Raw genomic sequence first — 23,957 nt, forward strand, 5'->3', positions numbered from 1 at the left:
ACGCTTTTAAAGGAATATGATGAAAGAAACTATTTTTAAGGCTCTTTTTGCACTTTGTGGGCTTATCTCAATTTTTGCAGTAGGTATGATTTGCCTTTTTCTTTTTACAAATGCAATCCCTACAATTGCACAAATTGGTTTTTTTGATTTTATATTTGGGAGTGAGTGGTATCCTGAGGAGGAAATCTTTGGGATATTGCCAATGATTGTAGGCAGTCTGTATGTCACAGCACTTAGTATTATTTTTTGGGGTAAGCATTGGGATTTTTTGTGCGGTATTTCTCTCACAATTTTGTCCGCAGAAACTTAAATATTTTATTTTGCCTGCAGTTGAGTTACTAGGTGCGATTCCTTCGGTTGTATATGGATTTTTTGGACTTGTAGTAATTGTGCCTTTTATTGCTACAAGCTTTGATACTTCTGGTAAAAGCGTGCTTGCGGCCTCACTTGTGCTAAGTATTATGATTTTGCCAACAATTATTCTTGTATCAAAAGCCTCACTTGATAATGTGCCTAAAGCATATCTTGAGGGTGCACTCGCACTTGGAGCTAGCAAGGAGAGAGCAGTATTTTTTGCACTACTTCCTGCAGCAAAGTCTGGAATCTTAGCAATTGTTATTTTAGGTGCAGGAAGGGCTATTGGTGAGGCAATGTCGGTAATTATGGTAGCTGGTAATCAAGTGCAAATCCCAAGCTCAATCTTAGATGGTGTGCGAACACTTACAACAAATATAGTCGTAGAAATGGGTTATGCACAGGGTTTGCAAAGAGAAGTGCTTATCGCAAATACAGTAGTGCTTTTTACTATGCCTCTTGGAATCTTTGGTGCTATTTTTCTTGTAGAATATGCTAATAAAAAAGCAAGATTCTAAGTCTTATTTCAATTGCAAGTGAAACACTTGTAGGGATTCCTCAATTGTTTATGGGCTTTTTGGATATTTGGCATTTGTAATTTATTTTTGGGTTAAAAACAAGCTTTTTAGCAGGTGTGCTTACACTAAGCATTATGATTTTGCCACTAATTTTGCGTTCAAGTCAAGAGGCATTAATCGCTGTGCCTATGAGTTTTAGGGAAGGAAGTTTTGCACTTGGTGCTGGTAAGTTGCAAACAATCTTTGCTATTATCTTACCTGCAGCAACACCAGGGATTTTAGCAGGAATGATTTTAAGTATTGGCAAAATCGTAGGAGAATCTGCTGCACTTCTTTATACTTCTGGTTCTGTAGCACAGATCGCTGGACTTTTAGAATCTGGACGCACATTGTCTGTGCATATGTATGCACTCTCAAGTGAAGGATTGCATATAAATCAAGCCTATGCTACCGCCTGTGACTTTCAAACTTTATTGCCAAAAAGCTAACAAAACAATAAACAAAAACAAAGGAGTAGCTATGACAAAAAAACAATCTTGCTTTAGCATTAAAGATTTCAACCTTTTTTATGGTGATTTTCACGCACTAAAAAATATAAATATGGAGATAACAAGTAGTGAGGTTACTGCATTTATTGGTCCTAGTGGGTGCGGAAAAAGCACATTTATAAAAAGTCTTAATCGTATGAATGATTTGGTTGATTAATGTCATTTAAAGGGTAAGATTCTATTTTTTTGGGGATAATATTTATAAAAAATATGATGTAAATAGCTTGCGTAAAAAAGTAGGTATGGTATTTCAAAAGCCAAATCCATTTTCAATGAGTATTTATGATAATACCACTTTTGGTCACAAAACTCATGGCGTGCGGGGTAAAGAAAAGCTAGATTCTATTGTGGAGGAGAGCTTAAGAGATGTTGGGTTGTGGAAAGATTTAAAAGATAAGCTAAAACAAAATGCACTAAATCTTAGCGGCGGACAACAACAAAGACTTTGTATTGCAAGATGTATTGCAATCAATCCTGATGTGATATTGATGGATGAACCCACCTCTGCATTTGATCCAATCTCTACACTAAAAATCGAGGAACTTATTTTTAAACTAAAAAAGAACTACACAATAATAATTGTTACACATAATATGCAACAAGCCCATAGAATCTCTGATAAGACAGCATTTTTTTTTACTTGGTGAAATGATAGAATTTGATAGCACTCAAGTCTCAAAATATAGAGGCACAAGGATTCTCATGTGTAGAGGACTTTCAAGATACACTCAAAAATACAATACCAAAGATTGTAATCTTAGATATCATGCTTCCAAATACCAATGGCTTTGAGGTATTACGTCTGCTTAAACAAGATTTAAAGACAAAGAACATTTCAATGCTTTTACTTACAGCACTAAATAGCGAGGTGGATAAAGTAAAAGGTTTGGATCTTGGTGCAGATGACTATATCACTAAACCATTTGGTGTAATGGAGCTTTTTAGCGCGTGTGCGCGTAATGCTAAGACGCAGTGAGCAAAACAAGCAAGAAATAATGCTTGATGGGCTAAAATTCTCTCATATAAGGCATGAGATATATCTTGATGGACAGGAAATAAAACTTACATTAAAAGAATTTGAGTTGATAGGTTGCGTCAAAAGCTAGGTATTTGTGGAAAAAGAATAGAGACAATCCATGGTGTTGGATATAAACTCAAATGCTAAAATCACATTATCTTTAGAGCAATTATTTTATTGACTAGTGTTTGCAATAATAATTTAAAGATTCTTAATAAGGAAATTTATGACTAAAAAAATATTTTTTGCGATTTTTGCTACCTCCATGTTTATGCTTATACTCTCAAATGTATTTCTCTTTTTTTATTCAAGTCCTCACTGCAAAGTCAAGCTTTTGAAGGGCTAAAATATCAAGCACAAGCCATTGAGCCACTCATCCCACTAATTCTTGAAAAAAATTACTCTAAATCCCACACCTTATTGCTTTAGCCTTATTGATAAGAATGGCGAGGTATTATATGATAGTCAGATGAGAGATTTGGCAAATCATAAAGATAGGCAGGAAGTTCAAGATGCCATTATGTATGGTGTAGGGCAGAGTGTGCGGCATTCAAATACATTAGAAGATGATATGCTTTATTTTGCACTTACAAGCACACAAAATCCAAATCTCATCTTGCGTCTAAGTCAAAGCACAAGTAATGTTCGCGCTATTTTTTTAGCATTTATACCCTATTTTTTATTAGAGATTGTGCTTGCGGGCTTTGTATGTTATTTTATTGCACGATTTTTGACAAATTCTATTATTAAACCATTACTTAAATTTGATGTCGCAAATATAAAGCAAAATCCACCTTATAAGGAATTATCTCCATTTGTAGAGATGATAAAGCATAAGCATAAACTCCTTAAAACCAAATTTCAAGGGCTTAAAAAAAGCAACATCAAATGCTTGTGCTAACACAAAATATGCGCGATGGGCTAATGTTGCTAAATAAAAATGGCAAGATTCTGTTAAATAATACCTATATGAAACATTATTGTAAGCAAAGTGAGCATATCTCAAACCTCAAATCACCACTTTCTATACTTACACAAGACTTAGCATTGTATAAAAAGAGCAAAAAGCAAAACCAAAGCACACATCAAATTACACTAGATGATAAAGAGCATGAACTCCAAGTCGCACCAATCTATGCTAAGGGCAAGTTTCGCGGTCTTATTGTGATTTTACGCGATATAAGTGTGTTATATGTGGCACAAAAAATGCGTAAATAATTTAGTGCTAATGTAACCCATGAGCTAAAAACTCCACTTACGGCGATTTTAGCTAGTGCAGAAATGTTACAAAATAATCTAATAGCACATAGTGATATTCCAGAGTTTGCTAGTAAAATCACCCAAGAAGCAACAAGACTTTTAGATATGATAAATGAGGATTTTAAAACTTTCCTTACTTGATGAAGCACAGCCGCTAGAACCTTTTGTTATGCTTGATTTAGAGCCATTGATGAGATCTGTGCTTGCGCGTCTTTAGGTGCTTGCTAAAAAGAATTCTATTAGATTATATAGTGATCTTTTAAGTTGCTATGTGTATGGAGATAAAAAGCTACTTGAAGATTGTATTTATAATCTCTGCGATAATGCAATCAAATATAATAAGCCAAAAGGTAGTGTTCATGTAAGTATGCATAAAAATGAACATAGTGTAATTTTAAGTGTGCAGGATACTGGCATAGGGATACCAAAAGATTCTAAAGATAGAGTATTTGAACGTTTTATTGTGTGGATAAAAGCCGAAGTAAAGCCCTTGGTGGCACAGGACTAGGGCTTAGCATTGTAAAATCAATTGCAAAGGTGCATAATGCTAAGCTACAACTAAAAAGCATCGAAGGCAAGGGCAGTGAATTTAGCTTGATATTTGATTCTATATAATTATTAGCTTGATATTTTTAGAATCTATGATTATTTTAGTATTTAAAGTTATCAATTTGATTTGATTGCCCAAGTAGTATGATTCTGTCATTTTCAAAAAGTGGTGTTTCTTTGGCTGTATCAAAGCTCCACTCCATTTGATTACTTCGCTTAAAAGCTATTATCTTAATATTGTATTCTTGATTGTTTTGCAGACTTTGAGCAATATCTTTTGGACTTTTACCAACTAAACTTCTAGTGATTTTAATTTTTGCTATTTTAAGTGAGTGTGAGATGTGCATAGTCTCAATTTCTGGATTGGTGATAAAATTTGCAAGTAGGTGCTGTGCAGCTTCACGTTCTGGATATATTACCTTGCTTGCACCAAGTTTTGATAGAATCTTGCCATGTGTGGGAGTTATAGCTTTGGCTATGATATTTTTGACACCTATTTCTTTTAATGCCATTAGTGTTAGAATGCTAGATTCTATATTTTCACCAATACTTATAATTACAAAGTCAAGATTGCTAAAACCTGCCTCTTTTAGTGCTAATATATCTGAAGAATCTAATATAAATACACTATTGCTAAGATCAGCGATTTCTCTTACTGCAGCCTCATTCTTATCAGCAATAATGACTTTTTTGCCTTGTTTTAGTAGCTCTGTAGCTATATGAAAGCCAAATTTCCCAAGTCCTATTACACCATAACTCTCTGCCATTGCGTCTCCTTTAGATTAGAATCTTTGTTTGCGGGTATTGTATATGGCTTTTTTTCTGCCTTAGCATCATACTAATAGAAAAAGCAAAAATTCCAACTTTTCCACTTAGCATTAAAATGATAATAATACTTTTCCCAAAATCACTAAAATGTGCCGAAAGACTTAAGATTCCGCCATCTCCCATAGACAATCCCACGGTGCCAAATGCTGAGCATACCTCAAAAAGCAATGCTAAAAACCCACGCGCTCCGCCATCTTCAAATAAACATAGAGTTAGAAGCATGATTGTAATATACGCACTTGCAAGCACCATCACAACAAATGCCTTGCTGATACTTTGGAAATCTATTGTGCGTGAAAACACCTTTGTTTGTGCAGAACCACGAATCATTGCATATACATGCAAGAAAATAATTGCAATGGTAGTAACCTTTATACCGCCAGCTGTTCCACCGGGTGCTCCACCTATAACCATAAAAATTGAGCTAAAAAATAATGTTGGATCTTGCAAAAGGCTAAGATCAAGCGTATTAAAGCCTGAAGTGCGGTAATTTACTGCAGCAAAATATGAGCTAAGAATCTTATATTGTAGCGGAAGTTCGCCAATACTCTTTGGATTATTGTATTCAAGCAAAAATACAGACAGAAAGGCACTAAGTAACAAAATTGCAGTCATAATAAAAACGATTTTAGAATGGATAGAAAAGCCATTAGTGTGTTTTTTTAGCACTAAATGTGTTTCAATTAGCACAAAATAGCCGAGCCCACCAATAATAATAAGCATGGTGATTACCAGGTTTATCACAAGATCATCGCGATATGGCATAAGCCCTTCAGAAAGAATTGAGAATCCAGCATTATTAAAAGCTGAAATACTATGAAATATCCCTTGCCAAAGTGCTTCTTCTATAGACATATCAAGCATAAAACGCATAGTAAGGATTACTGCACCAATACCCTCAATGCTAAAAGCCATAATAAACATTTTCTTTAAAAACTCGCTAATGCCTTCAGTAGTTGGATATGCGAGATTTTCTTTTAGTGTTAAGACGTTTGAGTGATTTATATTTTTACGAAAAAGTATATAAAGTATGCTCCAAAGGCTCATATACCCAAGTCCGCCAAGCTGAATAAGGCACAAAATCAAAAGCTGTCCGGTAAATGTAAAATCAATAGCACTAGATTTTACAATAAGCCCTGTTACACTTAGCGCACTTGATGTAGTAAATAGTGCATCAATAAAACGCATCTGCCCATTATGCATAGATGGAAGCATTAGTGCAAATGCGCATATAAGAGCAATGATTATATATCCAATAAGCAGGATTCTTGCATTTTTTGTATCTATGAACATTAAACTTTAGCAAACCTTTTTTAAAAGTTGCGAATTATACAGAAAATTATAATTATAAGCCAAATTACATAAAATGCAATAAAGCTTAAACAAACAATCTTTAAATATATAAATTATATTTAGTTACCCAATTTATTTTTTAAAAATTCTGCATTCTAAAACACCAAAGTTTAAAATATTATTAGAATAAATATTTTGTATTTAAAGAAGTAAAAAATATATATAAAGATTATTAAAATTATATATTTATTTAATTTTAATGCCATTTTATTTAAAATTGCAGACTTTATTTTTGAGGGAATACAATGAAAAAATTATTTTTAATCATAGGGGCGCCAGGAAGTGGCAAAACTACTGATGCGCAAAATATTGCAAATAATAATAGCGATTTAATAGTGCATCGTTCAACTGGAGATTTATTAAGAGAAGAGATTGCAAAAGAAAGTGAGCTTGGAAAAACTATAGATAAATATATATCTAGAGGGAATCTTGTTCCATTAGAAATTGTTGCAAATACAATTCTTGGTGCAATAAAAAGTGCATCAAAAGATGTAGTGCTAATAGATGGTTATCCACGAAGTGTAGAGCAAATGCATGCATTAGATGATATGTTGAAATCTCAAGATGATGTAAAACTAATTAGTGTAATTGAAGTAGTCGTAAGTGAGCATACTGCAAGTGATAGAGTTTTAGGAAGAGCTAGAGGAAGTGATGATAATATAGAAGTATTTAAAAATAGAATGAAAGTTTATATAGAGCCACTAAAACAAATACAAGATTTTTACACTAAAATGGGAATCTTAAAAAAGATTGATGGCGAGAGAAGTATAGAAGATATTGTAAATGAAATGGAATCTTTTATAAAAAGTAAAATTTAAGGATAATGATATGAATTTAGATAAGATTGGATATGGAAGCAAGGATTCTGTAAATGCAGTAATAGAGATACCTTATGGCTCAAATGTAAAATATGAGATTGATAAAGAAAGCGGAGCAGTATTTGTGGATAGGATTATGTATAGTGCTGTGTATTATCCAGCAAATTACGGCTTTATTCCAAATACACTTGCAGATGATGGCGATCCACTTGATATTTTGGTATTAAATCAATATCCATTGCAAGCAGGTAGTGTTATTAAATGTAGATTAATAGGCGTGCTTATAATGGAAGATGAAAGCGGAATGGATGAGAAGATTCTAGCACTTCCACTTGATAAAGTCGATCCAAGCTATTCAAATATTAAAAGCATTGATGATTTATCAGAACTCACTCTTGCTAGAATTAAAAACTTTTTTGAGACATATAAAATGCTAGAAAATGATAAATGGGTGAAAATCAAAAAATATGAAGATAAAAATAAAGCATATGAGATTCTAGAATCTTGTATTAAAAAATACAAAAGCTAATATATGCAGGAGTTATACAATCTTGCGATAGAACGTTCTATACTTGCTGCTTTTTTGTATGACCCTATTATATTTAAAGATTATGAAGAGCAGCTAGAATCTAGTGATTTTAGCCATAAAAATCATAGTGAAATTTTTATGGCTATGAAAGAGCTAAATCACCTTGATTTGCCAATAGCTGAAGATTTTATACGAAAAAAAGTATCCTCAAATATAGATGATGATATGTTTGAGATACTATCTACTCCTCCCATCGTAGATATTCAATCTTATATAAAAGAGTTAAAAGATTTATCTCTAAAGCGAAAATTAAGCCATTTGGCAAATGTGATACACGAAAATAGCTTAAAAAAAGATTTGTCTTCAATTGAGATTATAAATAAAGTTGAAAGTGAGATATTTAAACTTCAAGGAAGCCATCATAATAAAGAATTTAGAGGTTTTAGTGATGTAATATCATCTGTAGTAGCTAATGTAAAAGAAAAAAAAGAACTTGGAAATTCAGTTTTAATTGGCACTGATACGGGATTTGGCGAATTAAACAAGATGACAACTGGATTTAATAAAGGAGAGTTGATTATTATTGCTGCGCGTCCTGCTATGGGGAAAACTGCACTTGCATTAAATATGATAATACCAACGCTTAAAGCTGGGAAGGGGGTTGCTTTTTTTAGTCTTGAGATGGATGCAGAACAGCTTGTCTCAAGAGTAATGTCTTTTATGTGTAGAATCCCACTTCAAAGATTGCGAATTGGAGACCTTGATGATAAAGAATGGCAATATTTTTATGATAAATGCAATGAATATTCATCATGGAAATTTTATATTGATGATACAGGCGGGATAAATATAACCCATTTGCGAAGCAAACTAAGAAAACTAAAGCTAAAAGATCCAAGTCTATCGCTTATAGTTATAGATTATTTACAGATTATGAGTGGGATAAATAATAAAGATAGGCACTTAGAAGTTGCAGAAATATCTAGGGGATTAAAGATTCTAGCACGCGAGCTTGAAGTGCCAATAATTGCCTTAAGTCAGCTAAATAGAAGTCTAGAGAGTAGAGGTGATAGACGACCAACTCTAAGTGATTTAAGAGAATCTGGCTCAATAGAACAAGATGCAGATATTATTTTGTTTATTTATCGAGATTCTTATTATAAGAGAAAAGATGCAAAAGAAAATATAGAGCGAGCAAAAAAAGAAGGAAAAGGAACTCCAAAAGTAGAGATTCCAACAGAACAAGAAGTAGAAGAAGTTGAAATTATTATTGGCAAACATAGAAATGGTCCAATTGGCACGATAAAAGTGCTTTTTCATACAATTTATACTTATTTTGCAAATATTGATAAAAATGAAATAGAATATCAAAATACAAAAGTTGAGGATGAAGTAGATTTGATGCCAATATGAGGAGGTTTAATGAGTTCTAATAAATATTTAAATATATTTTTTACATTTATTGTTGGGTTGTTTTTACTTACAAGTGCATTTCGACCAAGTGTGCAAATAGTAAGTATCATACTAGCTCTTTTTCTTTTGTATTATTATTTTTACTTCAAAGCTACAAAAAAAGGAAATATTTTTTCTCTAAATAAAAATGAAAAGCTATTATCTATAAGTTTAGTTTTGATGTTTGCAAGTATTTTGCCGCCATTGCTTACAAATAACTCTCTTTCAGTCGGCTTTAGAGAGCTTGATATTCCATCTAAATATTTATTGTTTGCATTGATTGCATTGCTATTATTTAAGCTAAAACCAAGAATCTCTAGTGATATTTTGATGTATCTTATTGGTATTTCTGGTTTTATTTTTGGCTTGATTGCTATTTTTCATATTTTTATCTTTCCACAAATGTTATATCATGGTAGATTTACTGGCTATAGCGGTATTAATGAACTTGGCTTTATGTGCGGTGTTATTAGCGTCATTAATATATCTTTAGCACTATATCGCAAGAATAAATTATTTTTCTTAAGTGCTGGTTTATTGTCATTTATAGGAGTTGTTGGCACTGGGCTTAGAGGTTCTGTGTTAGCTGTTTTTTGTAGTCTTTTTGTTATTTTTTTGGTTTATTGTTTTTATAATAGAAGTTTGTTAGTGTTTGCGATGAAAACATTGATATTTATTGCTATTTCATTTTTTGTTATTTCCTATGTTGTTTATGATAGCTTGCCAACTGATAGGATAAGTTATACAAAAGATGAGTTAGATTCTATTAGTAAAGGCGATTATAATACTTCAATTGGCCTTAGATTGGTGATGTATAAAGAAGCATTGGCAATATTTTCACTTTCACCTATCATAGGAATGAGTGCGAAAAGTCAACATGATAATGCAGAAAAAATAGCAAATATAAGTGGATTTGATCATATCATAGAGGCAGCAAAAAGTGGTCCGGTATTTGGTAAGAAACATAATGATATGTTAAATATATTAGCAACCAGAGGGCTTATAGGCTTTGCTAGTTTGGTGTTATTTTATTTTGCTATGACAAAGATGATTTTATTATCAAATAATAGCTCTATTCGTATAGTAGGGGGGGGCGGAATTTTATATTGCTTATTTGCAGGACTAAGTGGCGATCCTCTAAGTGGTCATACAGAATCTACATTTCTTTTACTTCTATTATTGTTTATATTCAATACGGAATCTTACGATTAAATAATCACCTTTTACAATCATCTCAATTATCTAATAGATTCTGCCTTTTTTACTGGGGCAGAATATGAGAATCCTCGCACGCAATAATGAATTGCTCACTATTTTATTATTTTGTATTGGAATATTTTTATATGGACTTGGCTTAAGTAAAATCACAGAAAATGGCTCTCTTAGCTCCCAGAGCTTTTTTATTGTCGGTGGTTTGGTATTTATTTTATATCATTATAAGAGATTTAATATCACCGATTTTAAGAATCTTTTAATTCCAATTATTACATTTTCTATCGTTTTTATACTAGGAATCCTTACATATTTTGATGATGTTATAAAACATTCTTTCTCTAGTGTCTTAAAATCTGCAAATACACATATTTTGAAGTATTTTATTTTTTTCATATTGTGTTATTTTGTAGCCAAGTATATAAAGAAATCATTAGCACATTTATTCTTATTATTCTTTGCTTTTTTATGTTTATTTGAAGTATTTGCTATGATATTTTTAGGAATAAAAAATGGTTTTTTGCACCATCCACTCAATGCCCCATTTTTCTTTAAGGCTGTATTTACATATAATATTTGGATATTAGCCCCATTAGCTATTAGTATAACTAGTATTGTTGTATTTAAAGGAAAATTTAAATTAATATCATTAATTCTTTTATCATTAAGTATTGCAGCGATGTTTGCAAATAGCGAGAGAAGTTTTATTGTAGCATTTTTGGTAATGATATTTATCCCATTAATATTTTGGCAATACAAATACAAAAAAATTATTATTTTTTTATTGCCATTTATATGGTTTATTAGCATATTTGGAATCTATCATATCAGCAAAGACTTTCTGCCAAGATGGAATGTCGCTTATATGATGGATAATTTTATATCAGTTTGGAATACAAAGCCTATTGAAATGGGTAAATACGATCCATCCTGCTTTGATAATAGTCTTTATTATGTGGATTGTTACGAAGAAAGCCTCAAAAATGGTAGAAGTCAAATACAATGGGAGCATTCATCATTATCAAGAATAGCTATGTCAAAATCCACTTTTTTGGCATTTTTAGATAATCCATTTTTTCCTAAAACTATAGATGTTTTTGAAACTGGTTATTATCTATATAAATATTACAACAATACAAATCACCAAAATAGAGCTTATATAAAAAATTTAGAACATGATGTAAATGGCTACAATCACCCTCATAATTATGCTATTAGCTTGCTTTTTGCTTATGGCTTATTTGGTTTTGCTAGCATTCTTGTATTTATTATATATATTTTATTTATGATGACTAGAGTTATTATAAATAGCAATAATCATATACAAAAATTTATAGCTTTATTTCTTTGTGTTTTTATTAGTGGTATATGCACACAAAGTATATTTGATGTATTTTATCCACTCATTCTTCAATCTATTTTTATTGTAATTGGCTTTGGCTTTGGCTTTTGTATGAGGAAGGATTGATTTGAAAATTCTTCTCACAATAAATGATATTACGCTTACAGGCGGAACTGAAAGAGTTGTGACAAATCTTGCTAATGCATTATATGATATTGGATATGAGGTTTGTATCTTAAGTTTTTTTCGTGCAAATGATACACTTCCTTATAAAATCAATGACAATATAGAGCTAATCTTTTGGTATAACTTATCTGAATCTAGCCATAGAGATAGATTTTTAAAATCTCGTATTCTAAAAATCTATTACAAGAATCTGCACAAAATTATATTAAGCATTCAACTTCATAAAAGATATTTTGATTGTTTTGCAATTATTGCTAATTGTTCTATTTTTAGACCATTATTTAAAAATAAAAATACCATTTATATAAAGATAATGCATCTAAATTTTAGTGCATTTAATAAAAGAAATTCATATTTTGATGATATTGTCATTCTTTCATCACGCGAGCTTGCTCTTTGGCAGCATTATTATAAAAGTATAAAAGTTATTCCAAATTTTATACCTCATATATCGCATAAATCAAGCAATTTAGATTCTAAGATGGTCTTAAGTATAGGTAGATTCTCTCATCAAAAAGGTTTTTTACGACTTATTGATATATGGAAACAAGTCATACAAGATAAAAATCTAAAGGATTGGAAGCTTTGTATTGTAGGCGATGGAGAGCTTAAGATAGAAATAGAAACTAAAATAAAAATGCTAAATTTGCAAGATTATATTATACTTAAACCTTTTACTAAAGATATAGAAAAAGAATATCTAAGAGCAAGCATTTATGTTATGACTAGTTATTTTGAAGGGTTTGGTATGGTTTTATCAGAATCTGCATCTTATGGTTTGCCTGCAATAGCATTTGATATAAATACAGGACCAAGTGATATTATAGAAGATAATGTAAGCGGCTATCTAATAGAGGATAACAATTTGGAAGATTTTGCTTTAAAATTGCAGAATCTAATGAATAATAAAGCCTTAAGAGATAGATTTGGGACTAGTGCAAAACAGATAATAAGACAAAAATTCTCTAAAGAAGTTATAATGCCTTTATGGGAAAAAATACTAAAGAAAAAACAATAAAGGTTTATTTTGATAAATATTAGTGTTTGTATCATCGTTAAAAATGCCAAAGATACGATAAAAGAATGCCTAGAGGCACTAAAAGGTTTTGATGAAATAATTTTACTTGATAATGATAGCGCAGATTCTACACTTGAGATTGTGCGTGAGATAAGCGATACTTGGATACGTGAGAGTAGTGATATAAAAAATATAAATTTAGCATGTGATTTGACAATAAAAGATTCTACAACCAATCTTACTAGTCAAACTAATTGTTTAAATCCTAGTAAGCCTGCAGAAATTCGTATTTTTAAAAGCCCATTTATAGGATTTGGCGCACTAAAAAATCTTGCTGTAAGCAAGGCTAGAAATGAATGGGTATTTGTAGTGGATTCTGATGAGGTTATTGAGCAGGGGATTTATGATGAGATTAAGACATTGGATCTAAATAACAAAAGCATAATCTATGCCCTAGAGCGTAAAAATCTCTATGCAGGTGAATGGATAAAGGCATGTGGGTGGAGTCCAGATTTTGTCTTGCGTATTTTTAATAAATCTTTTACATGTTTTAATGAGAATCTAGTGCATGAGAGTGTTATTCTCCCTAAAGATTCTACTAAGTGCTATCTAAAAACTGCACTAAAACATTATGCCTATGATGATGTTGCACATTTAATTGACAAAATGCAAATATATTCAAATCTCTATGCTAAACAAAATATAGGCAAATCCTCAAGCCCTACAAAAGCGTTTATGCATGGAACTTGGAGCTTTATACAAAATTATTTTTTCAAAAAAGGTATATTTTATGGTTACAAGGGTTTTGTGATTAGTTTTTGTAATGCCCTTGGGGCATTTTTTAAATATATAAAGCTTTATGAGCTAAATACCACCCCCCCCCCAAGAACATACGCACTTTGTTCGCTCATCATTACAACATATAATCAAAAAGAAAGACTCTCCCTTGTAATAGATTCTGTGCGAGACTTGCAGCCATTGCCCATTGAAGTAATTATTGCTGATGATGGAAGTTTGCAGGATACAAGGGATCTTATAGAATCATATATGCACGATTTTCCTTGTCCTTTAAAACATATTTGGCAAGAGGATAAGGGATTTAGGCTAGCAAAAAGTAGAAATAGCGCTATAAAAGTTGCTAAAGGTGATTATATTGTCATTATAGATGGTGATATGATACTTGAAAAATCATTTATAAAAGATCATCTCAATTTTGCTAAAAAAGGCGTGTTTTTGCAAGGTTCGCGTGTGATTCTAACAAAAAAAGAAACACAAAAAATTCTTAGATTCTGCAAATTGAGAAAAGATTCTGCCTACAAGATTGCTTTTAGGAAGTTTAATTTTAAGGCTTGGCGATGGTCTTTTCTTGCAAAGTTTATCTATAAAAAATCAAAGATTAAAGCAGATATTTTTGAACAAAGCGATTTTATTAAGGGCGTGAAAGGTTGCAATATGAGCTTTTTTAAAAGTGATTTTGAAGCTATAGGTGGGTTTAATGAAAAGTTTATTGGCTGGGGACGCGAAGATAGCGAATTTGTAGCACGTTTTTTATTTGCTGGAGGTGAATTTAGACGCTTGAAATTTGGCGCAATTGCATATCATCTCTATCATGATGAATCGCCAAAAGCAAGCCTAGAATCCAATCATAAACTTTATTTAGAAACAATTAAAGATAAAAGTAAATTTTGCAAGAATCCTCTATAAATTTAAGCTAATTTAAGATTCTATCTAAAGGATTTTTAGCTAAGGTGTATTGAAAAAAGTTTATTTGCTATAATCCAAATCACTCTAAAAAATAAATCCACTTGGGCTAAAAAAGGTTTAAAAGATGAAAGACCCTCTATTTTACATCATTATCCCAATCTATAATGTAGAATCCTATCTAAAAGATTGTCTAGATTCTGTGCTAAATCAAAGTTATAAAAATTTTAAAGCCATTATGATAAATGATGGAAGTATGGATTATAGTAAAGAGATTGCAAAAGATTATACACAAGATGATAGATTTATCCTTATTGATCAAGAAAATCAAGGCTTATCAATAGCAAGAAATACGGGATTAGACTATATCAAAAAAGCTTTAGAATCCAACGGGGGGGGGGTATATAGTCTTTTTAGATTCTGATGATTATTTGGAACTTAATGGGCTTGAAGTTCTAAAAAATATAATAATTCAAAATAATTCACCTGAAATCATCATATCTAATAGCAATAATTATATAGACAAAGAATATTCATATACAAATCAAGTATTTTTTAAGCAGGATGAGAATAGATTCTGTGGTTATAAAGATATTTTATATCTTTTTCCTAATATTCATTTTTATTGTGTTTGGCTTTTTGTTTATAGATGTGATTTTTTGTTTGATAATAATTTTAAATTTGAGCCAAATATTATGTATGAAGATGTTTTATTTACAAGCTATGTTTTTACTTTTTTAAATAATATTTATATATCAAATATCCCTATTTACAACTATCGTATAAATAGGGATGGTTCTATAATGAATACTAAAACAAAAGAGAGTTTTTGCAAGTCTGCATATAGTTATTTTGTATTGTCAAAAAGATTTTTTGAATTTTACAAAGTAAGTGATGATGAGAGAAAAAAATATTTTATGCATTGGGGTGTATTTTATTTAAAAGAAACATTAAGATGCCTTCAAATATTTGGTTATATTGATGAAATTGGCTTTAGTAAATCTCAATTAAGTATCTTTTATCCATATATGAGTGGTAAATATAAATTTTGTTTTCATTTTCCTAGAATCTATGGTTTTCCAAAGAGAATTAGGCTTTTTGTTACAAAATTGTTTTTTAAGCAATCAAAATGATTTATTTTTAAAAACTACAATCACACCCAAGTTATAATAAAAATCATTTAAAATAAATCACTTAAGGGGGCACATGAAGACAATCCATTCGCCACTAGAAGTTGATTTTATTAGTTCAAAAAAAGATATTTTTTATATTGCAATTTTAATTATTGTGATTTTTTGTCTATCTTTGTATTATGAATTTTACAAGTATCAGCAATTATCACAAACAAAAAATATAAATATCACTGCAAAAGTCTTGCTTCAATATAAAAAGAAAGATTATTTTGTATTAAAATTAAAAGATTCTAGTGGAGCTACTTTTTATACTACTTCAAGAGATGATTTGATTGATTTAAAAGGTAAATTTATCAGAATCTATGGAATCTTAAATAAAAACTGCAATTTTCTTAATTATTTAAAGTCATGTTATATTATCAGCTTTGAAATGTCCTTACTTCACAAGAAAGATTATAGAGATGGTATTATAGATTATATAAATTCACAGCATAATGATTTTTATTTTGATGGTGCATTTGATATAAATTTACTTGGCTCACTTTATAATGGTATATTTTTAGCTACTCCTATGGATAAAAAGATTCTTGATTTTAGTGCAAGTCTTGGAATCGCACATATTTTTGCAATAAGCGGATTTCATCTTGGGATTCTATCTTTTGTGCTTTATTTGATTTTATCGCCATTGTATAGAATATTTCAAAAGCGGTATTTTAGCTATAGAAATGAATTTTATGATATCAATTTTATTGTTTTATTTTTTGCTTTTTTGTATCTAATCGTGCTTGATTTTAATCCTAGCTTTTTGCGTTCATTTGCTATGTTTGCATTTGGATTATTTGTGCTTTATAATGGGATTAGTTTGCTTAGTTATAAACTACTATTTACTTGTATTGTTTTTATACTTGCATTATTTCCTAAGATATTTTTTTCTGTAGGATTCTGGCTTTCATGTGCAGGTGTGTTTTATATCTATCTTTATTTGCAATATTTTAAATCTATAAATAAAATATATTCATTATTTCTATTAAATATAATTGTATTTTTAAATATGCTCATAATAGCACATTATTTCTTTTATGTATTTAGCCCATGGCAGATAATCTCTCCATTGCTTACGATTGCATTTGTGGTGTTTTATCCATTGATGTTATTTTTGCATATTATTGATTTTGGATTTATCTTAGATTCTCCTTTGCTTTTACTTATTAATTATGATTTTTTTAATGTAGAATTACAAACGCCATTGTGGTTATTATGTGTATTTTTGATAAGTTCATTTATGGCTATTTTTAGTAAAAAAATATATTATCTTGTTTTACTTATTTCAATCTTGTATTTTTTATATGGTATTTTTTTAAGTTTTAGGGGAATTTGATGGATAAACTTTTATCACATATTTTTAAGGGCATATTAACATTACTTCCAATTATTATTTTAATTTGGTTGATTAAAATCGTATATAACTCAATTAGCGGCATTGTTGGCTATATCTTTTCTCTCTCCTCACAAAGTCTAGTTGCTACCATAATAGTGTGTATTTTAGTGCTTGTGCTATTCTTTTTACTTGGGTTTATTGTTGAGAGAAATAAAGAAGCCATATTTCTAAAAATAACAGAGTTGATAATAGGCAAGATTCCAGTGATTGCTTCAATATATTCTACTTTAAAAGAAGCTATAAATCTATTTTCAGGCAAAAATACGGAGAATTATTTGGGTGTTGTTTATATCACTTTAAATAATTATAAAGTTATGGGTTTTGTTACAAAAGAGGCTGATGATTTTTATTGGGTTTTTGTGCCAACTACGCCAAATCCTACATCAGGTTTTTTATTGCAAGTAAAAAAAGATAGTGTAGAAAAAAGTGATTTAAGCGTAGCAGATGGATTTAAAAAATTAGTTTCATTAGGGATAAAATAATGCTAAAACAACTTAAAAATCTAAGTGAGCTTGTAGTATTTGAGCATACGATATTTTCATCAGCTTTTATTTTGATTGCTATGGTGGTTGCCGCAAGAGGTTGGTTTGGATATGATATTTTATTGCTTTGTGCATTAGCATTAATTAGTGCTAGAAATTTTGCTATGGCAATAAATCGCTATGTAGATATCGATATAGACAAGCAAAATCCACGTACAAAATCTCGCCCAAGTGTAGATGGTAGAATCTCTCCTTTACAGATTCTAGTTTTTGCAGTGATTAATGCAGTTTTATTTGTGATTGTTTCATATTTTATAAATAATTTAGCTTTTATTTTATCATTGCCATTTTTATTTATTCTTGGAATCTATTCATATTTTAAGAGATTTAGCACTCTTGCACATTTTATTCTTGGAATCTCTCTTTCTCTTGCACCTATTGCAGGTGTTATTGCGGTATTAGGATATATTCCTTTATGGAGTATATTTTTAGCAATTGGTGTTATGCTTTGGGTTGCTGGATTTGATTTGCTTTATTCATTGCAAGATATGAATTTTGATAAGAAAAATGGATTATTTTCGATACCTGCTATTTATGGGGCTAAAAATACTTTGATAATTTCTAGAATCTGCCATATTTTTGCTTGTTTATTTTGGCTTTTGTTTGTTATATATAGCAATGGCGGAATCTTAGCTTATATAGGGTTAATGTGTGCTATACTTATGCTTTGTTATGAGCATTATTTAGTAAGGAAAGATTTTTTAAATATACCAAAGGCATTTTTTCAAACAAATGGCTATCTTGGTTTTATATTTTTATTATTTATTGTTTTGGATAATGTATTTTGAATGATTTAGCAACAAGATTAGTAAAAGCACCCTTAAAGATAGAATTTTCTAAGATAGATAATAACTATGATACTTTTAAAATGGAGTTTGATTTATTATCTCAAAATAATGACGACCCAATAGGTTTATGGCTAAAAAATATTCGTGCTAGAGGAAAAGTAGTAGATGAAAATGAGCCATTATTGCAATTATTAGTTGAATTGCATAGAAAGATAGATATTTTAAATGCAAGACTTAGCAATGAAACTAAAGAGTATATAAAGTTAGATTCTAGCCACAATCTAGATTCTGTAGGGCATAATATTTTAGTTTTTAGAGATGATTGTTTGGATATAGGAGAGCATTATTATTCAAGACTTGATATTGCTGTTTTTCCTATAAGAAAAATGCCTATATTTTTTGAATCATTTACAAAAAATCAAGCAAAGATTATTTTAATGCATAGTAGGGATATTATAGATTTTGATGGCTATATTGCTTCAAAAGAGAGGGCAAATATTAGAGAGGAAAAGTTAAAAAATAAAAATTAGGTTAAAATTACAAAAATCTATTTTAAAAACAAAAAAAGGAATTACTTGGGCGCTTTACTTGTTATTAATTTTGGAATAGTAGTTATTTTTGTGCTTGTATTTGTATTTTTTTATATAAAAGATGGCGAAGTGCAAAAAAGATTACTAAGATATGAAAAATCGCTTGATGATTTAAATAAAGAGATTTTTAAGATTCAAAAATTTCTAAAAAGTAATGAAATTGAAAATGGTTATAGCGAAGAAAGTTATAAGCAATTAAAACTTGATCTTAGAAATACTATTGATGATGTATATGCCATTATTGAAAAAGATAGAGAATATGTTGATAATAAACTTTTAATAATAGAAGATAAGATAAAAGAAGCTAGTCATTTTTCAGGAAGTTTGGGCAATGTCGATGATAGAAAAATCATATCTATGTTTAAAGATGGCTGGAGTATAGAATCTATTGCCAAAGAATTAATGATAACAAAAAGTGAAGTCGAATTTACCCTTAAACTTGCAAATTTAAACTAAGATTAGATTCTAAATTCCCCATAGAATCTTTAATAATACTGCAATCCCAAATGCAAATATACCAGCAATAATAGTGATATATTGACTGAAACGCTTTTTCTTTGCACCATTAATAAGTGTGATAATAACTCCTGTGATATAAAGTATAAATAGAGTGCATGCAAACCCTATAGCGAGCACATCAAAAATTGCTGCATCTTTTGCTTCATGCAAGCTCATAAGGACGCCAAGCAGAGATCTAGTTTGCACAATGACTTCATAACTAGATTCATTTAAAGGTTTAAGAGAGGCATTATAATATACGCTACCAATGCTAATAAGCACATTTTCATCTTTGCTATCTATGGCTATATTAAGTGGTAATGGGATATTAGAATCTCTTAAAAATTCAAGTATTGCAACAGATTCTTGCCCTTTTTTATATTTATATTTTCTAGTTTATAATGCTGATAGCTTGCATTGAAATCTGCATCAATTCCACAGATAAAAAATATACCAGTAAGTGCATAAAGTAATGCCATTGGTAGAAAAAAATAAGCTTAAATATATATGCAGATTTCTTGATAACTTTATCATTGAATAAGCCTTTTTGTAGTGATTTAATAATCATAAATTCTAGCAAAAAATAATAATAGATAGATATTTGTAATTGCCTCTATACATACAAGGCATTTAGTATATTTAGAAATTTATAAGTTATAATTTTAAAATATTTTAATTGAGGCTGGAGTGATTGTAAGATGACTTATAAAATGACTTTGTTTTTTGCTTTTTTATTTACTATGATTTTTATATTGGCAAATTATTGTGTTCAATTTAATATAGGTTCATCGAATCTAACATATGGTGCTATTATTTATCCATTTAGTTTTTTGTTACTTGATATATTGAGTGAAAAATATAATAAAAAAGATGTCTTTAAGATAGTTAGATATGGTGTGATATTATCATTTATTCCATCATTTATTATTTCACAGCCTTCTATTGCTATTGCTTCTTTTTGTGCATTTTTTGTATCACAGCATTTAGATGTATATATATTTTTTGCATTAAAGAAATTATTTCCAAAATTATGGTGGCTTAGAAATAATGCTTCAACGATAATTGCACAATTATTTGATACATTGATATTTTTTACTATAGCATTTTGGCTCACGCATTCATGGGAGTGGATTATTATCACAGCACTACTTGATTTTTGTGTAAAAATCATCTCTAGTTTTGCTAGCACGCCATTTTTTTATATTTTTGCAATACGAACAAAATACAAGATTCTAGCAAAGTGATTAATTACTTTTTGTAATATTTTTATTATCACAATTTAGTTTTTAATGTTGCTTTTATTGTGCTATGGTTGTATTATTATGAGTTAGTTATTTTAAAGGAGGTTTGAAAGAAATATGTTTAATGAAGATAACCAATCTTATAGCAATACTTTAAAGAGACTTGATGAATTAGAAAAAATGCCAGTGCAAGTTAATAAAGAAGGTGATATAAGAGAAATATTAGAAAATAATGGAATATCAAGAAGAGATTTTATGAAATGGGCTGCAGCAATGACAGCGACACTTGCTTTGCCATCATCATTTATTCCCCTTACTGCAAGAGCTGCAGAATTAGCAGGTAGAATCCCTATTGTTTGGCTTCATATGGCAGAATGCACAGGTTGCAGTGAGAGCTTGCTTAGAAGTAGCACTCCTAGCATAGATAGTATTATTTTTGATTATATCAGCTTAGAGTATCATGAAACGGTTATGGCAGCTTCTGGTTGGCAAGCAGAAGAGAATCTCCATAGTGCAATAAAAGATTATAAAGGTAAATATATATTAATGGTTGAAGGTGGGATTCCAAGCGGGGAGAGTGAATTTTATCTTACAATAGGTGCTGAAGGCACAACTGGTGCTAAGAGTGCAAGAGAAGCAGCAGAAGGTGCTATGGCTATATTTGCTATAGGGACATGTTCTAGTTTTGGTGGAGTTCAAGCAGCAGATCCAAATCCAACAAATGCAATGCCACTTAGCAAAATAACAAATAAGCCTGTTATAAATGTCCCAGGTTGTCCTCCAAGTGAAAAAAATATAGTTGGTAGTTTGCTTCATTTTATCTTATTTAAAACCTTACCTGCATTAGATGCTTATAATAGACCAACTTGGGCATATGGTCTTAGAATACATGATTTATGCGAGAGAAGGGGGCATTTTGATGCTGGTGAATTTGTTCAGCATTTTGGTGATGAGGGTGCTCAAAATGGATATTGCTTGTATAAAGTAGGTTGTAAAGGACCATATACATTTAATAACTGCTCAAGGCTTGGATTTAATGATCATACAAGTTGGCCTGTAAAAGCTGGACATGGTTGTATTGGTTGTAGTGAGCCAAATTTTTGGGATACAATGAGACCATTTGAAGAACCACTTGCAAATAGATTATATTCTACAAAATTTGATGGCTTAGGTGCTGATAAAACGGCAGATACTATTGGCGTTGTATTATTAAGTGCTACTGCTATTGGAATTGCTGCACACGCTGCTATTTCTAGCATGATTAAGAATAAAGAGTAAAAAGTAAAGAGATATTAGAGGAAATATAATGACAAAAAGAATAGTAGTTGATCCAATAACAAGAATTGAAGGACATTTAAGAATAGAAGTCGTAGTTGATGAAAATAATGTAATAACAGATGCTTTTTCTAGCTCCACATTATGGCGAGGTTTAGAAAAAGTTGTGCAAAATAGGGATCCTAGAGATGCTGGATTTTTAATGCAACGAATCTGCGGAGTATGCACATTTTCACATTATAAAGCAGGGATTAGTGCGGTTGAAAATGCTCTTAATATCACACCACCAAAAAATGCTGAACTTATTAGATCTTTGATGAATATTTCACTTGTATTACACGATCATCCAGTGCATTTTTATACTCTTCATGGGCTTGATTGGTGTGATATTGTTTCGGCTCTAAAAGCAGATCCACACAAAGCATCAAATATTGCATTTAAATATAGTAATTTTCCTATGAATACCGGTGCAGATGAATTAAAAGCTGTGCAAGCAAAAGTAACAGATTTTGTTAAAAAAGGTGCATTAGGACCTTTTGCAAATGCTTATTGGGGGCATAAAACTTATAGATTCTCTCCAGAACAAAATTTGATAGTTTTATCGCATTATTTAAAATTACTTGAAGTTCAAAGAGTTGCTGCTCAAATGATGGCTATATTTGGTTCAAAACAACCTCACCCGCAGAATCTAACCGTTGGTGGAATTACATCTGTTATGGATGTCTTAGATCCAAGCAGACTTGGTGAGTGGCTATCTAAATATCAATATGTAAAAGATTTTGTAGATAGGGCATATTATCCAGACATATTAATGGCTGCAGAAGTTTATAAAAATGAGCCAAGTGTGATTAAAGGCTCAGGTGTGCCAAACTTTTTATGCTATGAAGAAATTCCAATTGGCAATGGAGAATACCTATACAGCAGCGGTATTGTAAGGGATTATGATATTACAAAATTATATGATATCAATGAAGATTTGATAACAGAAGAAGCTACTCACTCATGGTATAAAGATAATGAGCCATTACACCCATATGATGGTAAAACAGAGCCAGAATATACTGGATTTAAAGATGGAAATAGCATTGGTCCAGATTTGAAAGATGTTAAAACAAAATTACTTGATGTAGATGGCAAATATAGTTGGATTAAATCACCAAGATATGATGGAGCTCCTATGGAAGTAGGACCACTAGCAGCTATTGTTGTAGGGCTTGCAGCAAAAAATCCACGAATTACTACTATTGCAGAGCAGTTTTTAAAAGATTCTAAACTTCCATTAAAAGCAGTATTTAGCACTTTAGGTAGGACTGCAGCAAGAGCATTAGAGTGTAAATTATCAGCTGATTATGGTATAGAAGTGTTTAATTCATTAATTGAGAATCTAAAAACAGATAAAGCTACATGTGCTAAATATGAAATAGATAAAAATAAAGAATATAAAGGTAGGTATATTGGAAATGTTCCACGAGGGACGTTAAGCCATTGGGTGCGAATTAAAAATGGTGTTATTGAAAATTATCAAGCTGTTGTGCCATCCACTTGGAATGCAGGTCCTAGAGATGCAAATGGGCAAAAAGGTCCTTATGAAGCAAGCCTAATTGGCATCAAAATTGCAAATCTCGCTCAACCTTTAGAAATTATTAGGACTATACATTCATTTGATCCTTGCATTGCTTGTTCTGTTCATTTGATAGATACAAAAGGTAATAAAATGGGTGAATATAAGGTGAATCCTGCAACATTGCGTGTATAAGGAAAACAAT

General features: G+C 30.7%; 28 protein-coding genes and 3 pseudogenes. 27 read left to right on the forward strand and 4 right to left on the reverse strand.

Going from position 1 to position 23,957, the window contains the following annotated elements:
* The first annotated feature begins 19 nt into the window (after positions 1-19).
* From pstC to CQA42_RS08555, 10 genes and pseudogenes are all read left to right on the forward strand, one after another.
* Positions 20-872: pseudogene (gene pstC / locus CQA42_RS07335) on the forward strand (phosphate ABC transporter permease subunit PstC).
* A 134-nt stretch (positions 873-1,006) separates the two neighbouring features.
* Complete coding sequence (locus CQA42_RS07340) at positions 1,007-1,360, forward strand: ABC transporter permease subunit (RefSeq protein WP_258865597.1); 354 nt, start codon at positions 1,007-1,009, stop codon at positions 1,358-1,360.
* 31 nt (positions 1,361-1,391) lie between these two features.
* A pseudogene (gene pstB, locus CQA42_RS07345) lies at positions 1,392-2,089 on the forward strand (phosphate ABC transporter ATP-binding protein PstB); the annotation flags it as partial.
* Complete coding sequence (locus CQA42_RS07350) at positions 2,079-2,396, forward strand: response regulator (RefSeq protein WP_258865598.1); 318 nt, start codon at positions 2,079-2,081, stop codon at positions 2,394-2,396. The pseudogene pstB and the gene CQA42_RS07350, both read left to right, overlap by 11 nt.
* A complete protein-coding gene (locus CQA42_RS07355) occupies positions 2,380-2,526 on the forward strand; it encodes a response regulator transcription factor (RefSeq protein WP_115584048.1) in 147 nt (48 codons plus the stop codon). The genes CQA42_RS07350 and CQA42_RS07355 overlap by 17 nt, the downstream gene beginning before the upstream one ends.
* A gap of 381 nt (positions 2,527-2,907) precedes the next feature.
* Positions 2,908-3,339, forward strand: coding sequence for a hypothetical protein (locus CQA42_RS07365; protein WP_115584049.1), 432 nt, complete (start codon positions 2,908-2,910; stop codon positions 3,337-3,339).
* A complete protein-coding gene (locus tag CQA42_RS07370; protein WP_115584050.1) occupies positions 3,327-3,656 on the forward strand; it encodes a hypothetical protein in 330 nt (109 codons plus the stop codon). Before CQA42_RS07365 ends, CQA42_RS07370 begins: the two co-directional genes overlap by 13 nt.
* Before the next feature lie 12 nt (positions 3,657-3,668).
* A pseudogene (locus CQA42_RS07375) lies at positions 3,669-3,839 on the forward strand (histidine kinase dimerization/phospho-acceptor domain-containing protein); the annotation flags it as partial.
* A gap of 130 nt (positions 3,840-3,969) precedes the next feature.
* Positions 3,970-4,206 carry an ATP-binding protein gene (locus CQA42_RS07380; RefSeq protein ID WP_181881524.1) on the forward strand — a complete coding sequence of 79 codons (237 nt, stop codon included), beginning with the start codon at positions 3,970-3,972 and terminating at the stop codon, positions 4,204-4,206.
* Positions 4,164-4,313: an ATP-binding protein gene (locus tag CQA42_RS08555; RefSeq protein WP_115584053.1), complete on the forward strand. Its 150-nt coding sequence runs from the start codon at positions 4,164-4,166 to the stop codon at positions 4,311-4,313. The genes CQA42_RS07380 and CQA42_RS08555 overlap by 43 nt, the downstream gene beginning before the upstream one ends.
* A gap of 35 nt (positions 4,314-4,348) precedes the next feature.
* On the opposite strand, the gene CQA42_RS07390 is transcribed toward CQA42_RS08555, so the two are convergent.
* Together CQA42_RS07390 and CQA42_RS07395 are read right to left on the reverse strand one after the other, a co-directional pair.
* Positions 4,349-5,014, reverse strand: a complete 666-nt coding sequence (locus CQA42_RS07390; protein ID WP_115584054.1) for a TrkA family potassium uptake protein — start codon at positions 5,012-5,014, stop codon at positions 4,349-4,351.
* 10 nt (positions 5,015-5,024) lie between these two features.
* Positions 5,025-6,368 carry a TrkH family potassium uptake protein gene (locus CQA42_RS07395; RefSeq protein WP_115584055.1) on the reverse strand — a complete coding sequence of 448 codons (1,344 nt, stop codon included), beginning with the start codon at positions 6,366-6,368 and terminating at the stop codon, positions 5,025-5,027.
* 305 nt (positions 6,369-6,673) lie between these two features.
* On the opposite strand from CQA42_RS07395, the gene CQA42_RS07400 reads away from it, so the two are divergent.
* From CQA42_RS07400 to CQA42_RS07465, 14 genes are all read left to right on the forward strand, one after another.
* Positions 6,674-7,246: an adenylate kinase gene (locus CQA42_RS07400; RefSeq protein WP_115584056.1), complete on the forward strand. Its 573-nt coding sequence runs from the start codon at positions 6,674-6,676 to the stop codon at positions 7,244-7,246.
* A 10-nt stretch (positions 7,247-7,256) separates the two neighbouring features.
* Complete coding sequence (ppa, locus tag CQA42_RS07405; protein ID WP_115584057.1) at positions 7,257-7,775, forward strand: inorganic diphosphatase; 519 nt, start codon at positions 7,257-7,259, stop codon at positions 7,773-7,775.
* Between the two features lie 3 nt (positions 7,776-7,778).
* Positions 7,779-9,188, forward strand: coding sequence for a replicative DNA helicase (locus tag CQA42_RS07410; RefSeq protein ID WP_115584058.1), 1,410 nt, complete (start codon positions 7,779-7,781; stop codon positions 9,186-9,188).
* Between the two features lie 9 nt (positions 9,189-9,197).
* On the forward strand, positions 9,198-10,439 hold the full coding sequence (locus CQA42_RS07415; RefSeq protein WP_115584059.1) for an O-antigen ligase: 1,242 nt from the start codon (positions 9,198-9,200) through the stop codon (positions 10,437-10,439).
* A 64-nt stretch (positions 10,440-10,503) separates the two neighbouring features.
* Positions 10,504-11,907, forward strand: a complete 1,404-nt coding sequence (locus tag CQA42_RS07420; protein ID WP_115584060.1) for an O-antigen ligase family protein — start codon at positions 10,504-10,506, stop codon at positions 11,905-11,907.
* A 1-nt stretch (position 11,908) separates the two neighbouring features.
* Positions 11,909-12,985, forward strand: coding sequence for a glycosyltransferase family 4 protein (locus tag CQA42_RS07425; RefSeq protein WP_115584061.1), 1,077 nt, complete (start codon positions 11,909-11,911; stop codon positions 12,983-12,985).
* Between the two features lie 9 nt (positions 12,986-12,994).
* Positions 12,995-14,689, forward strand: a complete 1,695-nt coding sequence (locus CQA42_RS07430; RefSeq protein WP_258865599.1) for a glycosyltransferase — start codon at positions 12,995-12,997, stop codon at positions 14,687-14,689.
* A gap of 124 nt (positions 14,690-14,813) precedes the next feature.
* Positions 14,814-15,110 carry a glycosyltransferase gene (locus CQA42_RS07435; RefSeq protein ID WP_115584063.1) on the forward strand — a complete coding sequence of 99 codons (297 nt, stop codon included), beginning with the start codon at positions 14,814-14,816 and terminating at the stop codon, positions 15,108-15,110.
* A gap of 7 nt (positions 15,111-15,117) precedes the next feature.
* Positions 15,118-15,819 carry a hypothetical protein gene (locus CQA42_RS07440; RefSeq protein ID WP_115584064.1) on the forward strand — a complete coding sequence of 234 codons (702 nt, stop codon included), beginning with the start codon at positions 15,118-15,120 and terminating at the stop codon, positions 15,817-15,819.
* Positions 15,820-15,892: 73 nt separating this feature from the next.
* Complete coding sequence (locus CQA42_RS07445) at positions 15,893-17,197, forward strand: ComEC/Rec2 family competence protein (protein WP_115584065.1); 1,305 nt, start codon at positions 15,893-15,895, stop codon at positions 17,195-17,197.
* Positions 17,197-17,739, forward strand: a complete 543-nt coding sequence (locus tag CQA42_RS07450; protein ID WP_115584066.1) for a DUF502 domain-containing protein — start codon at positions 17,197-17,199, stop codon at positions 17,737-17,739. Before CQA42_RS07445 ends, CQA42_RS07450 begins: the two co-directional genes overlap by 1 nt.
* Positions 17,739-18,587, forward strand: a complete 849-nt coding sequence (gene mqnP, locus CQA42_RS07455; RefSeq protein WP_115584067.1) for a menaquinone biosynthesis prenyltransferase MqnP — start codon at positions 17,739-17,741, stop codon at positions 18,585-18,587. The genes CQA42_RS07450 and mqnP overlap by 1 nt, the downstream gene beginning before the upstream one ends.
* Positions 18,584-19,117: a hypothetical protein gene (locus CQA42_RS07460; protein ID WP_115584068.1), complete on the forward strand. Its 534-nt coding sequence runs from the start codon at positions 18,584-18,586 to the stop codon at positions 19,115-19,117. Before mqnP ends, CQA42_RS07460 begins: the two co-directional genes overlap by 4 nt.
* A gap of 45 nt (positions 19,118-19,162) precedes the next feature.
* The gene (locus tag CQA42_RS07465; protein WP_115584069.1) at positions 19,163-19,633 is read left to right on the forward strand and encodes a hypothetical protein; all 471 of its coding nucleotides are present in this window, start codon (positions 19,163-19,165) and stop codon (positions 19,631-19,633) included.
* Between the two features lie 9 nt (positions 19,634-19,642).
* Here CQA42_RS07465 and CQA42_RS07470 read toward each other — a convergent pair whose 3' ends face one another.
* Complete coding sequence (locus tag CQA42_RS07470; RefSeq protein WP_115584070.1) at positions 19,643-19,957, reverse strand: hypothetical protein; 315 nt, start codon at positions 19,955-19,957, stop codon at positions 19,643-19,645.
* Positions 19,958-20,013: 56 nt separating this feature from the next.
* Positions 20,014-20,154, reverse strand: coding sequence for a hypothetical protein (locus CQA42_RS08295; RefSeq protein ID WP_181881525.1), 141 nt, complete (start codon positions 20,152-20,154; stop codon positions 20,014-20,016).
* Positions 20,155-20,373: 219 nt separating this feature from the next.
* Here CQA42_RS08295 and CQA42_RS07475 point away from each other — a divergent pair, with 219 nt between their 5' ends.
* The 3 genes from CQA42_RS07475 to CQA42_RS07485 all read left to right on the forward strand — a co-directional run bounded on the left by CQA42_RS07475 (position 20,374) and on the right by CQA42_RS07485 (position 23,947).
* Positions 20,374-20,919, forward strand: a complete 546-nt coding sequence (locus CQA42_RS07475; protein ID WP_115584071.1) for a queuosine precursor transporter — start codon at positions 20,374-20,376, stop codon at positions 20,917-20,919.
* A 114-nt stretch (positions 20,920-21,033) separates the two neighbouring features.
* Positions 21,034-22,194, forward strand: a complete 1,161-nt coding sequence (locus tag CQA42_RS07480; RefSeq protein WP_115584072.1) for a hydrogenase small subunit — start codon at positions 21,034-21,036, stop codon at positions 22,192-22,194.
* Positions 22,195-22,222: 28 nt separating this feature from the next.
* Positions 22,223-23,947: a nickel-dependent hydrogenase large subunit gene (locus CQA42_RS07485; RefSeq protein ID WP_115584073.1), complete on the forward strand. Its 1,725-nt coding sequence runs from the start codon at positions 22,223-22,225 to the stop codon at positions 23,945-23,947.
* The last annotated feature ends 10 nt before the right edge of the window (positions 23,948-23,957 follow it).

Source organism: Helicobacter sp. MIT 99-5507 (assembly GCF_003364295.1).
Taxonomy (GTDB): domain Bacteria; phylum Campylobacterota; class Campylobacteria; order Campylobacterales; family Helicobacteraceae; genus NHYM01.

Excerpts from the sequence above, each read along its gene's own strand:
- CQA42_RS07340 (WP_258865597.1), top strand. The coding sequence starts at position 1,007 with ATGATTTTGCCACTAATTTTGCGTTCAAGTCAAGAGGCATTAATCGCT.
- CQA42_RS07355 (WP_115584048.1), top strand. The coding sequence starts at position 2,380 with ATGCTAAGACGCAGTGAGCAAAACAAGCAAGAAATAATGCTTGATGGG.
- CQA42_RS07365 (WP_115584049.1), top strand. The coding sequence starts at position 2,908 with ATGAGAGATTTGGCAAATCATAAAGATAGGCAGGAAGTTCAAGATGCC.
- CQA42_RS07370 (WP_115584050.1), top strand. The coding sequence starts at position 3,327 with ATGCTTGTGCTAACACAAAATATGCGCGATGGGCTAATGTTGCTAAAT.
- CQA42_RS07390 (WP_115584054.1), bottom strand. The coding sequence starts at position 5,014 with ATGGCAGAGAGTTATGGTGTAATAGGACTTGGGAAATTTGGCTTTCAT.
- CQA42_RS07395 (WP_115584055.1), bottom strand. The coding sequence starts at position 6,368 with ATGTTCATAGATACAAAAAATGCAAGAATCCTGCTTATTGGATATATA.
- CQA42_RS07400 (WP_115584056.1), top strand. The coding sequence starts at position 6,674 with ATGAAAAAATTATTTTTAATCATAGGGGCGCCAGGAAGTGGCAAAACT.
- ppa (WP_115584057.1), top strand. The coding sequence starts at position 7,257 with ATGAATTTAGATAAGATTGGATATGGAAGCAAGGATTCTGTAAATGCA.
- CQA42_RS07410 (WP_115584058.1), top strand. The coding sequence starts at position 7,779 with ATGCAGGAGTTATACAATCTTGCGATAGAACGTTCTATACTTGCTGCT.
- CQA42_RS07415 (WP_115584059.1), top strand. The coding sequence starts at position 9,198 with ATGAGTTCTAATAAATATTTAAATATATTTTTTACATTTATTGTTGGG.
- CQA42_RS07420 (WP_115584060.1), top strand. The coding sequence starts at position 10,504 with ATGAGAATCCTCGCACGCAATAATGAATTGCTCACTATTTTATTATTT.
- CQA42_RS07435 (WP_115584063.1), top strand. The coding sequence starts at position 14,814 with ATGAAAGACCCTCTATTTTACATCATTATCCCAATCTATAATGTAGAA.
- CQA42_RS07445 (WP_115584065.1), top strand. The coding sequence starts at position 15,893 with ATGAAGACAATCCATTCGCCACTAGAAGTTGATTTTATTAGTTCAAAA.
- CQA42_RS07450 (WP_115584066.1), top strand. The coding sequence starts at position 17,197 with ATGGATAAACTTTTATCACATATTTTTAAGGGCATATTAACATTACTT.
- mqnP (WP_115584067.1), top strand. The coding sequence starts at position 17,739 with ATGCTAAAACAACTTAAAAATCTAAGTGAGCTTGTAGTATTTGAGCAT.
- CQA42_RS08295 (WP_181881525.1), bottom strand. The coding sequence starts at position 20,154 with ATGGCATTACTTTATGCACTTACTGGTATATTTTTTATCTGTGGAATT.
- CQA42_RS07475 (WP_115584071.1), top strand. The coding sequence starts at position 20,374 with ATGACTTATAAAATGACTTTGTTTTTTGCTTTTTTATTTACTATGATT.
- CQA42_RS07480 (WP_115584072.1), top strand. The coding sequence starts at position 21,034 with ATGTTTAATGAAGATAACCAATCTTATAGCAATACTTTAAAGAGACTT.
- CQA42_RS07485 (WP_115584073.1), top strand. The coding sequence starts at position 22,223 with ATGACAAAAAGAATAGTAGTTGATCCAATAACAAGAATTGAAGGACAT.